The 13,298-nt window shown below is 57.8% G+C and carries 11 protein-coding genes; 6 read left to right on the top strand and 5 right to left on the bottom strand.

Annotated features, from left to right (window positions below; translation table 11 throughout):
- The gene (locus tag FGU71_RS05955; protein ID WP_142787711.1) at positions 1-411 is read left to right on the top strand and encodes a DUF3035 domain-containing protein; all 411 of its coding nucleotides are present in this window, start codon (positions 1-3) and stop codon (positions 409-411) included.
- 48 nt (positions 412-459) lie between these two features.
- On the opposite strand, the gene FGU71_RS05950 is transcribed toward FGU71_RS05955, so the two are convergent.
- Entirely contained in the window at positions 460-1,773 is a 1,314-nt protein-coding gene (locus FGU71_RS05950; protein WP_142787710.1) for a hemolysin family protein, read from the bottom strand.
- 202 nt (positions 1,774-1,975) lie between these two features.
- On the opposite strand from FGU71_RS05950, the gene FGU71_RS05945 reads away from it, so the two are divergent.
- Complete coding sequence (locus FGU71_RS05945; RefSeq protein WP_142787709.1) at positions 1,976-2,671, top strand: OmpA family protein; 696 nt, start codon at positions 1,976-1,978, stop codon at positions 2,669-2,671.
- A gap of 52 nt (positions 2,672-2,723) precedes the next feature.
- Here the strand turns inward: FGU71_RS05945 and FGU71_RS05940 are convergent, their stop codons facing one another.
- Positions 2,724-3,500: a 3'(2'),5'-bisphosphate nucleotidase CysQ gene (locus tag FGU71_RS05940; protein ID WP_142787708.1), complete on the bottom strand. Its 777-nt coding sequence runs from the start codon at positions 3,498-3,500 to the stop codon at positions 2,724-2,726.
- A gap of 114 nt (positions 3,501-3,614) precedes the next feature.
- Here FGU71_RS05940 and sucC point away from each other — a divergent pair, with 114 nt between their 5' ends.
- Positions 3,615-4,829 carry an ADP-forming succinate--CoA ligase subunit beta gene (gene sucC, locus FGU71_RS05935; protein WP_142787707.1) on the top strand — a complete coding sequence of 405 codons (1,215 nt, stop codon included), beginning with the start codon at positions 3,615-3,617 and terminating at the stop codon, positions 4,827-4,829.
- Positions 4,830-4,926: 97 nt separating this feature from the next.
- Here sucC and FGU71_RS05930 read toward each other — a convergent pair whose 3' ends face one another.
- Entirely contained in the window at positions 4,927-5,475 is a 549-nt protein-coding gene (locus FGU71_RS05930; protein WP_142787706.1) for a DUF6265 family protein, read from the bottom strand.
- Positions 5,476-5,710: 235 nt separating this feature from the next.
- Between FGU71_RS05930 and FGU71_RS05925 the strand changes: the two genes are divergently transcribed.
- The 3 genes from FGU71_RS05925 to FGU71_RS05915 all read left to right on the top strand — a co-directional run bounded on the left by FGU71_RS05925 (position 5,711) and on the right by FGU71_RS05915 (position 8,373).
- The gene (locus FGU71_RS05925; RefSeq protein ID WP_142787705.1) at positions 5,711-6,457 is read left to right on the top strand and encodes an electron transfer flavoprotein subunit beta/FixA family protein; all 747 of its coding nucleotides are present in this window, start codon (positions 5,711-5,713) and stop codon (positions 6,455-6,457) included.
- 30 nt (positions 6,458-6,487) lie between these two features.
- Positions 6,488-7,417 (top strand): electron transfer flavoprotein subunit alpha/FixB family protein, encoded by a 930-nt coding sequence (locus tag FGU71_RS05920; RefSeq protein ID WP_142787704.1) that lies wholly within the window; start codon positions 6,488-6,490, stop codon positions 7,415-7,417.
- A gap of 65 nt (positions 7,418-7,482) precedes the next feature.
- A complete protein-coding gene (locus FGU71_RS05915; RefSeq protein WP_142787703.1) occupies positions 7,483-8,373 on the top strand; it encodes a TonB family protein in 891 nt (296 codons plus the stop codon).
- A 5-nt stretch (positions 8,374-8,378) separates the two neighbouring features.
- Here the strand turns inward: FGU71_RS05915 and FGU71_RS05910 are convergent, their stop codons facing one another.
- Positions 8,379-9,641 (bottom strand): DUF445 domain-containing protein, encoded by a 1,263-nt coding sequence (locus tag FGU71_RS05910; RefSeq protein ID WP_407644408.1) that lies wholly within the window; start codon positions 9,639-9,641, stop codon positions 8,379-8,381.
- Between the two features lie 85 nt (positions 9,642-9,726).
- Positions 9,727-13,254 carry an efflux RND transporter permease subunit gene (locus FGU71_RS05905; protein ID WP_142787701.1) on the bottom strand — a complete coding sequence of 1,176 codons (3,528 nt, stop codon included), beginning with the start codon at positions 13,252-13,254 and terminating at the stop codon, positions 9,727-9,729.
- Between the last annotated feature and the right edge of the window lie 44 nt (positions 13,255-13,298).

The raw sequence follows: 13,298 nt of genomic DNA, 5'->3' as shown, positions 1-13,298 counted from the left end.
ATGCGTACCCTGAAAACCGCCATTCTGCTTACCACCGGAAGCGCCATGCTCGCAGCGTGCGGCGGCGGCGGGATTTTCAATCGCGACCGCCCCGATGAATTTGCTGTTCAGCGTCAGGCTCCGCTCGTGGTTCCGCCTGATTTCAGTCTTCAGCCACCGGCACCCGGCGCGCCGCGCCCGGCAGAGGGCACGGCTCAGGAACAGGCTCTTGATGCGCTGTTTGGCGGCCCTGCGAAACGCAGCGAGATCGAAAAGAGCGCGCTGGACCGTGCGGGCGCTGCGGCTCCCGGTATTCGCAGCCAGGTTGGCGATCCCGGTACAAACACCGTCGCCAAGGGCCGCGTGACGCGCGATATCATCGCTGCGCCAGAGGGCGATGGCCAATCGGCCCAGGCTGTCATTCCTTCGTAATCACCCGCCGCCCCCCTTTATCGGGGCGTGTTAAGGCACGAACACAGGCTATTCTGCCTGATCTTCGCTTTCTTGACGGGTAGCCAAAAGCTGATCGATGCGGCGATTGTCCATATCGACCACCTCAAACTCCCACCCCTGATCGGAGAAGGTTTCCCCGACAGTGGGAAGACGTTTGAGCACCGAAAGCGCATATCCTGCGGCGGTGCCGAATTCCCGATTGTCGCCGTAATTCAGACCCAGCCGGTCGGCCAGCGCATCTGCGGAAATTGAGCCCGACACCAGCAGCGAACCATCCTTGCGCTCGACAATTTCGGGGGTGTCACCCTGATCCTGATCACTGGCAAAATTGCCGGCAATCGCGGTCAGCAAATCGACCGGCGTCACCACCCCTTCGAAATGGCCATATTCGTCATGCACCACAGCCATCGCAATGTCCGAGGATTGCAGCACCCGCAGCGCGTCCATCGCATCAAGCTGATCGGGCACGACTTCGCCTTTATGCATCATGTCGCGGATTGAAACGGTTTTGCCCTCGACCAACGCGGCCAAAACTTCGCGGACCTTAACGATGCCGAGAATCGCATCGGGCGAACCCTCGGCAACAGGCAGCAGCGAATGCGGGCTGTCTTCGATTGTCTGCCGGATCTGGGCTGTGTCCGCCTCCACCTCGATCCAGTCAATCTCTGTACGCGGCGTCATCATTTCACGCACGGGCCGTTCAGCGAGGCGCATGACGCCTGTCAAAATCTGGCTCTGTTCCGCCTCGATCACCCCGGACCGGGTCGCATCGGCAAAAATCATCTGCAATTCCTGCGCTGTGACCGAGCTCTGGCCCTTGTTACGGATGCCGAACAGCGCGATGATACCAGCGGAAGATTTATCGAGCACCCAGACGAGCGGCGCCGCGATCTTGGCCAGAAGATCCATCGGCCGCGCCATGACGAGCGAGATCGGCACCGCTGATCGCAAAGCCAGCTGTTTGGGGACAAGCTCGCCTACGACCAGACTGAAATATGTCGTCACGGCAATCACCGCTGCAAAGCCTGACTGCGCAGATATGTCCGCAGGCACACCCAGCAAAGCCAGCCGTTCGCCCACCGGGCCGCCCAGACTGGCCCCGGAATAAGCGCCGGCGATAATGCCGATCAAAGTGATACCGATCTGGACTGTCGAAAGAAACTTGCCGGGTTCTTCGGCCAGCCGGATCGCAATTTGTGCGCTGGCAGAGCCATTCTCAGCCCGCGCCTGAAGCGACGAGGTTTTGGCCGAGACTATCGCCAGCTCGGACATGGCAAAGACGCCGTTGAGCACGATCAGCCCGGCGATTATAAACAGATCTGGCCACGGAAACGGTGTCACGATTGGACCGCTAGCATAATTGACGGCACTTGCCAGCCACTCCTGCACCTTAACGCCAGTTTGCCAACGTCCTTTACAAGACCTTACTTGCGGTTCAGCTTCTGGCAAAGCAACCGGTTCCAATCGCGTTTAATTCGGAACCCTCATGCGTCTTAACGCTTGGTTTGGTAAGTATCGAATGAATTTCAGGAGGAAAAAGACAATGAAAACAACACGTATCCTGCTTTCAGGAACAGCCGCTCTTGCCCTGCTTGGCACCAGCGCCTGTGTCACTGACCCTAACACTGGTGAACAGAAAGTCTCCCGTTCCGCAATCGGCGGCGCGCTTGGCGGTACACTTGGCTATTTGCTCGGCGGTGCAATCGGCGGCGATGCCGCCCGCATTATCGGTGCAGGCATCGGCGGCAGCGCCGGCGCAGTTGTCGGCAAGCAATTTGATGACCAGATCAAGGAACTTGATGAGCAAACCGCGGGCAGCGGCGTGGATGTCGAAGAAGTGGGCGATGGCGATGCCATCCTCGTGCGGCTTCCCGATGGCGTGACATTCGCCAGCGGCTCGGCAGACATCAATCCCGGTTTTTATCAAACCCTGGATTCCGTCGCTGAAAGCCTGATCAAATATCCCAACAGCCTGATCGACGTGTACGGCTTTACCGACACAACCGGCACAGCCGCCTTCAACCAGCAATTGTCAGAACGCCGGGCTAAGGCGGTTGCCGATTACATCGCCGCTCGCGGTGTCGCGCGCAGCCGGATGGCCACACGCGGCTATGGTGAGGAATATGATCAACTGCGCGTCAAAACCGCAGATGGCGTGAACGAACCGCTCAACCGCCGGGTTGAAATCAAAATCATTCCAATCAGTCAGGAAGACGTGGCAGCTGCGCGTTCGCAGTAATCACGCTCAGATCGATGAATTTGAAGGGCTGGCCCGCAGGGGCTGGCCCTTTTTATTTGAGCTGATTCGCGCGGTCCGCCAATCGAGCGACCGCCGCGGCATGAATACCCGGCGAGCACACGAGAACTCCGAAATCGCGGGGATCGTGTTTGTTATAGGCAAGCGGCTTGCCAAACGCATCGGAGACCTCGGCGCCTGCTTCGCGCGCGATCAGCGCGGCGGCTGCGACATCCCATTCAAACCCCCATCGCAAGGTGGCGACCAAATCCGCGCGGTCATCGGCCACCATCGCAATTCTCAGCGCAATGGAATTGGGTTTTTCAACCATCACAAGATCTGAATCGGCGCTCGGCAATTCATCAACCGGAACCCGCGCGCCTGAAAACTGCGTCCGCGAGCTGGCGACCAGAGGCCTGTCATTCAGCGTCGCACCCTGCCCGGCCACCGCGCACCATTCCTCGCCGCGTGCCGGAGCCATGAGAATACCGATTAACGGCTTGCCCGCGCTAACCAGCGCGACCGAAATTGCCCAGCCGGTTCGCCCTCGTACAAAATCACGCGTTCCATCGATCGGATCGACAAGCCATAATAAATCGCTGTCGGTGCGGATTTTGTCATCCAGCGTTTCTTCCGAGAGCCAGCCTGCCGAGGGCAAAAGAGCGGTGAGTTCGCGGCGCAGAAACCGATCGACCTCCAAATCCGATTCGCTGACAGGGTTGCCCGGTGTTTTATCCCAGCTTTCAAGCGCATGCCCGTCTCCCGGCCAGCGCGAATGGGCGATTCGGCCCGCTTCACGGACAATTTTTAGAAGGCGGGCACGGTCAATCATGATCGATATAGTGTTGGAGGCCCTCTCTCCACTTTTCAAGTCGCGCGAAGGCGCTTAGGGCATGCATCAACACATCTCTCTCCCCAAGCGAATACATTAAGGGATCACGCTGACATGAATGTCCATGAATACCAGGCCAAAGAACTGCTTACAGAACACGGGATCGCGATCCCCGCCGGCCATGCCGCGTTGACTGTCGAAGAGGCCGTTGCAGGTGCCAAAAAACTGCCCGGACCGCTTTACGTCGTTAAGGCTCAAATCCACGCCGGTGGCCGCGGTAAAGGCAAATTCAAAGAATTGCCCGAAGATGCCAAAGGCGGCGTTCGCCTCGCTTTCTCGCTTGATGAAGTCGAAAGCCACGCCAAGGAAATGCTCGGTAACACACTCGTCACGATCCAGACCGGCGATGCGGGTAAGCAAGTGAACCGGCTGTATGTGACTGACGGCGTTGATATCGAAAGCGAATATTACCTCGCCATGCTGGTAGACCGCGCCACAGGCCGGGTGGCCATGGTTGCCTCAACCGAAGGCGGCATGGACATCGAAGACGTCGCACATGAGACGCCTGAGAAAATCACCACCATCACGATCGACCCTGCGCAAGGCTTTATGCCGCATCACGGGCGCGCGGTGGCGTTTGCGCTTGAGCTGTCTGGTGATCTGAACAAACAGTGCCAGAAGCTCGCAAAGCAGCTGTATGATGCATTCATGTCGAGTGATTGCGAAATGCTTGAGATCAATCCGCTGGTCGAGACAAAGCCGGATGCCGATGGCAAAGCCTCGCTGCTGGTGCTCGACACCAAGATGAGCTTTGATGGCAACGCCCTTTATCGTCACCCCGCAATCGAAGCGATGCGCGACGAAACCGAGGAAGATCCAGCCGAAGTCGAAGCCTCCCAGTATGATCTCGCCTATATCAAGCTCGATGGTAACATCGGTTGCATGGTCAACGGCGCAGGCCTCGCCATGGCGACGATGGATATCATCAAGCTGAACGGCGCGTTCCCGGCCAACTTCCTCGATGTGGGCGGCGGCGCCACCACCGAAAAGGTAACGGCTGCGTTCAAGATCATCCTGAAAGATCCGGCTGTCGAAGGCATCCTCGTCAACATTTTTGGCGGCATCATGAAATGCGACATCATTGCAGACGGCATCGTTCAGGCGGCAAAGGAAGTGAACCTTTCGGTCCCGCTGGTCGTGCGCCTTGAAGGCACAAACGTTCAGGCTGGCAAAGACATTCTGGCCAATTCCGGCCTGCCGATTGTCGCAGCCGACGATCTGGGCGACGCAGCGAAGAAAATCGTCGCCGAGGTCAAGCAGGCAGCGTAAGGGTTACCCGAACGCGTAACAGCCCAAATGCATTACAAAAGGCCGCGCCGGTTTAATCCTGCGCGGCCTTTTTTGTTTGTACTCGCCGGTCCGGACGTCAGTCTGGATCGCTGCGCGAAGTGGCAGCATCAAATCGGAATACCAGCTCCTGCGGCTCGGGTTTGTCGCTCTTCATCCGCACTGCGGCTACGATCCCACTGCCCGGAGTGTCAGGATCGGCGCATCGAAGTGTTAACGCGTTGAAATACGCCGCGCATGGCTCGATTGCGACCAGCCGAAAGGTGAGCATATCGTCCTTCTCCTCCCACCCGGTCAGGTCTGCATTGAAGTGCTTCAGGCGCAAGACAAGGCTGCCGCCCTCCTCCATCAGATACATATGCTCGGTAAACATGATGGCGCCACCGGATGTTTCCTGCACGAATGTGCCAACCATCGTGCCGCCCGTTTCGGGCAGCCAGCTTTCCATCGCGGGCGCACCCTGAATACCGTCTCCCGCCCATTGCCCGACGAGCCAATCAAGCTGATCCAGCGTCGCGGCAGGCGATTCGAATCCCTCGTCACCAATGCGTGACTCAGACTTCTCGGCGAGCAAAGGGGCCGCATTCGCTAGCGCGCACCCCGCCAAAGCCATGATTATTGCACGCATTGCATTCTCTCCCGCAGTGTTCCGCGCATCATATGCAACATGGGCGCATCTGGTCAAAACCTGGGCTTGACGTTCGCGCAGGACAGGGCGAGGAACCAACGCGGAGCTCCCGCATAATCTATGTAAGAGCAGGTATGCGCTAGTTGACGTTTACGTAAACGCAAGCTAGAGCGCGGGTAGAGAGTTTTGCTGCGCCTTGCGGTCATGTGAGGGCGGCCAAGGGAAAGGAAATCTCATGAAAATCCTCGTCCCCGTTAAACGGGTGATCGATTACAACGTAAAGCCACGGGTTAAAGCCGATGGCTCAGGCGTTGATCTTGCAAACGTCAAGATGAGCATGAACCCCTTTGATGAGATCGCTATCGAAGAAGCGATCCGCATCAAGGAAGCGGGCAAAGCCGAAGAGATCGTCGCTGTGTCGGTTGGTCCGGCAAAAGCGCAGGAAACACTTCGCACCGCACTGGCAATGGGCGCAGACCGTGCCATCCTTGTCGAGACAGACGAAGATGTAGAGCCTCTCGCCGTTGCAAAGATCCTCAAAGCGATCGCTGAAGAAGAGCAGCCCGGCCTCGTCATGCTGGGCAAGCAATCGATCTCCGACGACAGCAACCAGACTGGTCAGATGCTCGCCGCCCTTATGGGCCGCCCGCAAGGCACCTTTGCCAACACCGTTGAAGTGGATGGCGATTCGGTAGTCGTTAAGCGCGAAATCGATGGCGGTCTTGAAACGGTAAAGCTGACCATGCCTGCCATCGTCACCACCGATCTTCGTCTGAACGAGCCGCGTTATGCCTCGCTGCCGAACATTATGAAGGCCAAGAAAAAGCCGCTCGATACAAAGACGCCAGCTGATTTTGGGGTCGACATCGCACCGCGCCTTACCACCACCAACGTTTCCGAACCGCCCGTCCGTCAGGCCGGTGAAAAGGTCGAAGACGTCGCCGCGCTGGTTGAAAAGATCAAAGCGCTCGGGATCGCGTAAGCACCGCGAGCAGGAAAGGATAACACAGACATGAACACTCTGGTTCTGGTCGAACACGACAATTCTAGCGTCAGTGACGCAACCCTCGCGGTGGTCACCGCGGCGGGCCAAATTGGCGAAGTCACCGCATTGGTCGCTGGCCATAATTGCGGCAGCGTTGCCGAAGCGGCTGCAAAAATTGCAGGCGTTTCAAAAGTGCTCAAGGCAGACGATGCGGCTTACGGCGAATTCCTCGCGGAAAACGTTGCACCGCTCGTGGCTGGCATCATGGCCGATTACGACGCGTTCCTCGCGCCGGCGACAACATCGGGCAAAAACATCGCACCGCGCGTCGCCGCGCATCTCGATGTGATGCAGATCTCGGATATTCTCACGGTTGAAGGCGACAAGACTTTCACCCGTCCGATCTATGCCGGCAACGCGATTGCGACCGTGCAATCTGCCGATCCCAAGCTGGTCATCACAGTTCGCGGCACCGCGTTCGAAAAGGCCGCAACCGAAGGCGGTTCGGCCTCCGTCGAAGACGCAGCGGGCCCCGGCGATGCTGGCATTTCCAGTTTCGTCACACGCGAAGTCGCCAAAAGCGAGCGTCCGGAGCTTACCGCTGCGAAAGTTATCGTATCTGGTGGCCGCGCGCTGAAAGATAGCGAAACCTTCGACAGCGTCATCAATCCGCTCGCCGATAAACTCGGCGCAGCCATTGGCGCATCGCGCGCCGCGGTGGATGCTGGCTATGTGCCGAACGATTATCAGGTTGGCCAAACCGGCAAGATTGTCGCTCCCGAAGTCTATATCGCGATCGGAATTTCCGGCGCGATCCAACACCTTGCCGGGATGAAAGACTCCAAAGTCATCATCGCCATCAACAAGGATGAAGACGCACCGATTTTCCAGGTGGCGGATATTGGCCTTGTCGCTGATCTCTACAATGCCGTTCCGGAACTCACCAACGCGTTGTAATCACAGAACCTTACCGGTTGAATGATACCTCCGCTGCGCTACCGTGCACAGCGGAGGTTTTATTTATGAAGCGGATTGTTGCATCTGCTGGTTACGCACTTACCCTCGGGCTCGTCCTGACCGCTCCTGCGCCGCTGGCCGCAAAAGAGCGCAGCGGGCTGAATCCCAGCTCCACTTGGCTGGTCGATTACGCTCCTGATAAATGCCGTCTGGCCCGGACATTTGGCGAGGGCGAAGATCGCCACGCGATCTTCTTTGAGCAATACTGGCCGGGCGCGCGTCTCGGGCTTTCACTTGCTGGCCCGCGCTTCAAACGGTTCCGCGGCAAGACGAGCACAAGATTAAAGTTCTTCGCCGATCAGGAAGCAATGCCGACTGAACCGTTCAGAGGCGACACGGAAAGCGTCGGGCCTGCGATAATCTATTCATCGATCAGCCCATCGAAAGGGGCCGGAGGTGAAGAAAGCGAGGTGTCGGGTATACCCCATACGCAATTGGACACCGATTTCGCGAGTCAGATTCAATTCGTATGGGTGAAGCAGCGCGGCAAGGAAGTGCAATTGAACACGGGGGCGCTGGGTGATGCGTTTGCGGCTCTTAACACATGCACTGCAGATCTTGTTCGCAGCTGGGGTTTGGACCCCGAAGTACAATCAAAATTGCGCAAAGCCCCGTTCTGGAAAAACGAAACGGAAGTGGTGCAGTCCGCCGTTCGCAAATATCCCAATGCGGCCCTGGTCAGAGGTGAGCAGGCCATTGTCCGGATGCGGGTGATGATTGATAAGACCGGCACCGTAACGGACTGCGTGCTGAACGAGGCGACTGTTACCGACAAACTTGATTCGCCGTTTTGCCAAAACATGGAAATGGCCGAATTCGATCCGGCGCTCGGCGCAGACGGAACCCCGATTGCGTCCTATTATGCCACCTCGATCACGTATGTGATCAGAGATTAGCGCGCCTACATAAAGCTCACAATAAAATGCAGCGTCATGCCCACCAGCCCGCCGACAAGTGTTCCGTTGATCCGGATAAACTGAAGGTCGCGGCCAACGGCGCTTTCAATGCGGCCGGTAATGGTGGTGGCATCCCAGCGTTTCACCGTTTCTGACACCAAGGTCACAATTTCGCTGCCATAGCGGGTCGCAACGCCAACCGCTGTGCGGCGGGCAAACCGGTTGATCTGCAATTGCAAACGCTCATCCTGCGCCAGAGCCTTGCCAAGATCGGCAAGACCGTTGCGCATTTCCATTCCCAAAGCATTGTCCGATTCGCGGGCCCGGCGGATCAGCGAGCGGCGAATCCGCTCCCACACGCCCATCCACCATTCGGCGACGGCTGGATTTTCAATCAGCTCGCGCTTCATTTCTTCCACCCGCTTGCGCGTTTCCGGATCATGCTGAAGATCCTGGCTCAGCTTTTCGAGGCCCTCTTCAATCTTGAAACGGAGCGGGTGATCCGGATCGACCAGCACTTCGGCCAGCAATTTATAAAGCCCATCGAGGACGCTGGCAGAAATCCGCTCGTCCAGACCAGTCCAGCGCAGGACCGAATTTGCGCGTTTGTGAATGATATCTTTGACCATCTCCTCATTGTCTTCGAGGGTAAGGCCGGTCCAACGGATGATCCCGTCTATCAAAGGGCGATGCTGACGGTCGGCCATTGCGCTTTCGAGCATACGCCCGGCAAGCGGGGAGACATCCAGCTTTTGCAATTGCCCGGCCAGGCCGGAACGCATCTGGTTCCCCAACCTGTCAGGATCGAGAGATTCGAGCACCTCGGCGAACATTTCCGCCGCTCCGCCTGTAATCCGTGACCGCGTGTCCGCCTCGCCTTCTGCCGGGCTTGCGATCAGGAAATCACCGACCGCACGGGCCACATTCATGCCCGACATCCGGCGCGCCACCACAGCCGGAGTGAGAAAGTTCTCGCGCAGGAATTGCGCCATCGTATCCGCAATCCGATCCTTGTTTTCCGGAATGATCGCAGTGTGCGGTATCGGCAGGCCAAGCGGGTGACGGAACAAAGCGGTTACCGCGAACCAGTCTGCCAGTCCGCCCACCATCGCCGCCTCGGCAAAAGCATTCACGTATCCCCACGCCGGATGATTGCCGAGCAAGCCATGCGTGGTGAAAAACAGCGCGGCCATCGCGACCAGCATCCCGGTCGCGGTCCAACGCATGCGCTTTGCACGGTCCACGCTAAGCGGCGCACCGCCAAACATCAAAGGAACAGAGTTCGTCTCGGACATGGGCGGCTATCTGCCTGAAATGCGGCGGATAGTCATCTCTGCCTGTATGACCGCGCGATTATTCAGCAGGTTCAGCCCCCGGCGGGATGCGATTCGCCGGAATGGCTCCGCCTGCCGGGCTGCCGGGGAAAGGCACATCAGGTGTCGTTTCGCCAGGGCCATACGGCTTGGTATCGTCACCAGGCTTGTAAGTCAGCATCCGCTCACGCAGCCACGGACCAACGCGGCGCTCGAACCCATCGGCAAGGCTAAAGCCTGCAGGCACAATCACCAGCGTCAGCAAGGTCGACAGGATCAGACCGCCGATCACTACGATACCCATCGGCTGACGCCATGCGCCATCACCGGTTAGAGAAATCGCAGTGGGGACCATGCCCGCTGTCATCGCGACTGTCGTCATCACGATGGGCTGAGCGCGTTTATGCCCTGCCTCCATGATCGCTTCGAGCTTGCTGGTCCCGCGTGCCATTTCCTCAATCGCAAAGTCGATCAGGAGGATTGAGTTTTTAGAGACAATGCCAAGCAGCAACAGAATGCCAATATAGACCGGCATGCTCTGTGCCATACCCACCAACCAGATTAACAGGATGCCGCCGAGTGGTGCGAGCGCGAGCGAGGTCATGTTGACCAGCGGGCTCATCAAACGCTTATAAAGCAGGACAAGGCAGGCAAACACCAACAGAACGCCCGCGATAATGGCGATGATCAGGTTCTGGATCAGCTCTTGTTGCCATTCATCCTCACCCACAACATCACGGATTACCCCGGTTGGCAGCTCTTGCAGAACCGGCAGCGCGTCAATCTGCTGCTGCGCTTCACCTTTAAGGACGCCCGATGCGAGGTCTGCGCCAACCAGAACACGGCGGTTTTGATTGTAACGCTGGATCGCGGTGGGACCGGAACCAAAGGAAATGTCGGCCACCCGGCTAAGCGGCACGGTGCCGCCGCTGGCGGTTTGGACCGGCAGGTTTTCGATTGTCGTCATGCTCGATCGCGCGTCTTCCGACAGCTTTACGCGAATCGGAATTTGGCGGTCCGACAATGAGAAGCGCGCAGCGTTCTGTTCGATTTCTCCAAGGGTTGCGATACGGATGGTTTGCGACAAGGCGATGGTCGAAATACCAAGCTCTGCAGCGATTTGTTCGCGCGGAGTGATGATGATTTCAGGCCGGTTGAGATCGGCGCTGATCCGCGGTGCGACCAGATTATCCAACCCTTTCATCTGCTCGACCAGCGTTGCGGCGGTCTGATCCAGCAGATCCGGATCGGAACCCGCCAGCATCACGGTCAAATCACGGCCCGAACCAAACCCGCCGGATTGCGAGCGGAAACGCACACGCGCATCGGCAAAATTGGCAAGCTGCGGCGCAAGCTCGCGCTCAAATTCAATCGAAGAACGCGTGCGATCATCGCGCAATTTAATAAAGAGCGTCGAGCTGCCAACATTGATCCGTTGCAGCATACGATCCACTTCGGGCTGCTGTTCGAGCATGGCGTATACGCGGTCAGACACAACCTTTGTCCCGGCCAGAGTCGTGCCGGGGACCATCTCGATTTCGACAGTCGAATTCTCGTCATCGATAGTTGGCTGGAATTGTCCCGGGATCTGACCGAACAAGAGGATGGTGACCAGCAGCGAGAACCAGCCCATGCCGAGCATCCAGATGCGGTGGTCATAAAAGCGCGCGGCGAGATACTTTACACTTTGACCAAACTTGCCGCCGACTTTGGCGAGCAATTCGATCAGTTTGAAGGCCGCCCAACCCGCCACAAAGGCAATCAAAGAGACGAGCAGCAGCAAGACTATGTCGAATAGTTTGGACGTGAGGAAATGCAGCGTCGAGTTCGGATCGCTGGACACGGCATCCGCGACATTTGTCGGGATGTTGAAACCGGACACAAAGGCAAAGCTCTGGAACATCGCGATAGCTGTCGTCGCCAACAGGATGATTACGGTCAGCAGCAATCCGATTGAGTAAACAAAGCGCAATTTCGGGCTTTCCAATCCCGCGCGGCGATCACGCATTTTGCCGCGATTAAGCGTCCAGCCGAGCACCGACATATAGCGGTCCATCATGGGGCCTTCGCCGTGAGTCGCGTGACCTTTGGCAGAAAGGAAATAGGCCGCCATCAGCGGCGTAATCATCCGCGCCACCGCCAGCGACATCAGCACCGCGACCACAACCGTCAGACCAAAGTTCTGGAAGAATTGGCCGGAGATCCCCGGCATCAGGCCAACCGGCAGGAACACAGCAACAATACAGAAACTGGTCGCCACAACCGGCAGGCCGATTTCGTCGGCGGCATCAATACTGGCCTGATAGGCGGTTTTGCCCATCCTCATATGCCTGACGATATTCTCGATCTCCACGATCGCATCATCCACCAGCACCCCAGCGACAAGACCCAGCGCAAGCAGCGACAGGAAGTTCAGATTGAACCCGAGCAGATCCATGAAAAAGAATGTCGGGATAGCAGAAAGCGGGATCGCCACCGCGCTGATGAAGGTCGCGCGCCAATCACGCAGGAACAGGAATACGACCACAATCGCCAGAACAGCGCCTTCGATCAAAGCCGACATCGAGCTTTTGTACTGGCCATCGGTGTAGGTCGTGCTGGTGAACATCTTGATGAAGCGGACACCATCGGTCTCGGCTTCGATTTTGTCCATCTCCGCCAAGGCGGCTTCATAAACGGCAAGGTCGGATGACCCGGTTGCCCGGTTCATAAAGAAATTCACGACTTCACGATCGCCGACTTCACTGATGGATGTCCGTTCTGATGTGCCATCACGAACAGTCGCAACATCAGCCAGCCGGATTGTGCGCCCGCCGCCCAGCTGAATTTGCCGCTGCGACAGCGCGTATGCCGTGGCATCGCTGCCCAGAACCCTCAGCGACTGGCGGGTGCCGCCCACTTCGGCAAGGCCGCCTGCGGCATCGACGTTCGCGAGACGCAGAACCGAATTGATTTGCGATGCTGTCACACCGAGCGCCTGCATCTTGGCAGGATCCAGAATGACTTCGATCTCGCGGTCCACGCCGCCAAAACGCTGGACTTCGGCCATGCCTTCGATTTTCAGCAGCCGTTTGGCGACGGTGTCATCAACAAACCAGCTGAGCTGTTCGATTGTCATGTCGTCGGCTTCGACGGCGATGTACCCGATGGCCTCGCCAGCGACATTCACCTTCTGAACGCGCGGCTCCAGGATCCCGTCAGGCAAGCTGCCGCGGACACTGGCCACGGCCGTTTCCACTTCATTGACCGCTTCGATGATATCGGTGCCGATCTCGAATTCGACAAACGTGCGCGAATTTCCTTCGCTGGCGGTCGATTGCAGTGAATTGACCCCGTTGATGGATCGCATCGAGCTTTCGATCCGCTGGGTGATCTGGTTCTCGATTTCGGTTGGCGCGGCGCCCGGTTGCGAAATGCTGACAATGACCGCCGGAAATTCAACATCCGGGTTGTTGGTCACGTCCATTCGCAGAAAGCTGACGATGCCGGCGAACAACAGAGCCGTAAACATAACCAATGGGATGACCGGGTTACGAATTGACCAGGCGGATAGATTTCTGAAGTTCATGTCTGGCCTATCTGCTTGTTACATTACGGCGCGCACGGGGCGCG

Origin of the sequence: Erythrobacter insulae (genome assembly GCF_007004095.1) — a bacterium.
Lineage (GTDB): Bacteria > Pseudomonadota > Alphaproteobacteria > Sphingomonadales > Sphingomonadaceae > Erythrobacter > Erythrobacter insulae.
The sequence above is the reverse complement of the archived record's forward strand: the minus strand, read 5'-3'. Positions and strand labels throughout refer to the sequence as shown.

Excerpts from the sequence above, each read along its gene's own strand:
- FGU71_RS05955 (WP_142787711.1), top strand. The coding sequence starts at position 1 with ATGCGTACCCTGAAAACCGCCATTCTGCTTACCACCGGAAGCGCCATG.
- FGU71_RS05945 (WP_142787709.1), top strand. The coding sequence starts at position 1,976 with ATGAAAACAACACGTATCCTGCTTTCAGGAACAGCCGCTCTTGCCCTG.
- FGU71_RS05940 (WP_142787708.1), bottom strand. The coding sequence starts at position 3,500 with ATGATTGACCGTGCCCGCCTTCTAAAAATTGTCCGTGAAGCGGGCCGA.
- sucC (WP_142787707.1), top strand. The coding sequence starts at position 3,615 with ATGAATGTCCATGAATACCAGGCCAAAGAACTGCTTACAGAACACGGG.
- FGU71_RS05930 (WP_142787706.1), bottom strand. The coding sequence starts at position 5,475 with ATGCGTGCAATAATCATGGCTTTGGCGGGGTGCGCGCTAGCGAATGCG.
- FGU71_RS05925 (WP_142787705.1), top strand. The coding sequence starts at position 5,711 with ATGAAAATCCTCGTCCCCGTTAAACGGGTGATCGATTACAACGTAAAG.
- FGU71_RS05920 (WP_142787704.1), top strand. The coding sequence starts at position 6,488 with ATGAACACTCTGGTTCTGGTCGAACACGACAATTCTAGCGTCAGTGAC.
- FGU71_RS05915 (WP_142787703.1), top strand. The coding sequence starts at position 7,483 with ATGAAGCGGATTGTTGCATCTGCTGGTTACGCACTTACCCTCGGGCTC.
- FGU71_RS05910 (WP_407644408.1), bottom strand. The coding sequence starts at position 9,641 with ATGTTTGGCGGTGCGCCGCTTAGCGTGGACCGTGCAAAGCGCATGCGT.
- FGU71_RS05905 (WP_142787701.1), bottom strand. The coding sequence starts at position 13,254 with ATGAACTTCAGAAATCTATCCGCCTGGTCAATTCGTAACCCGGTCATC.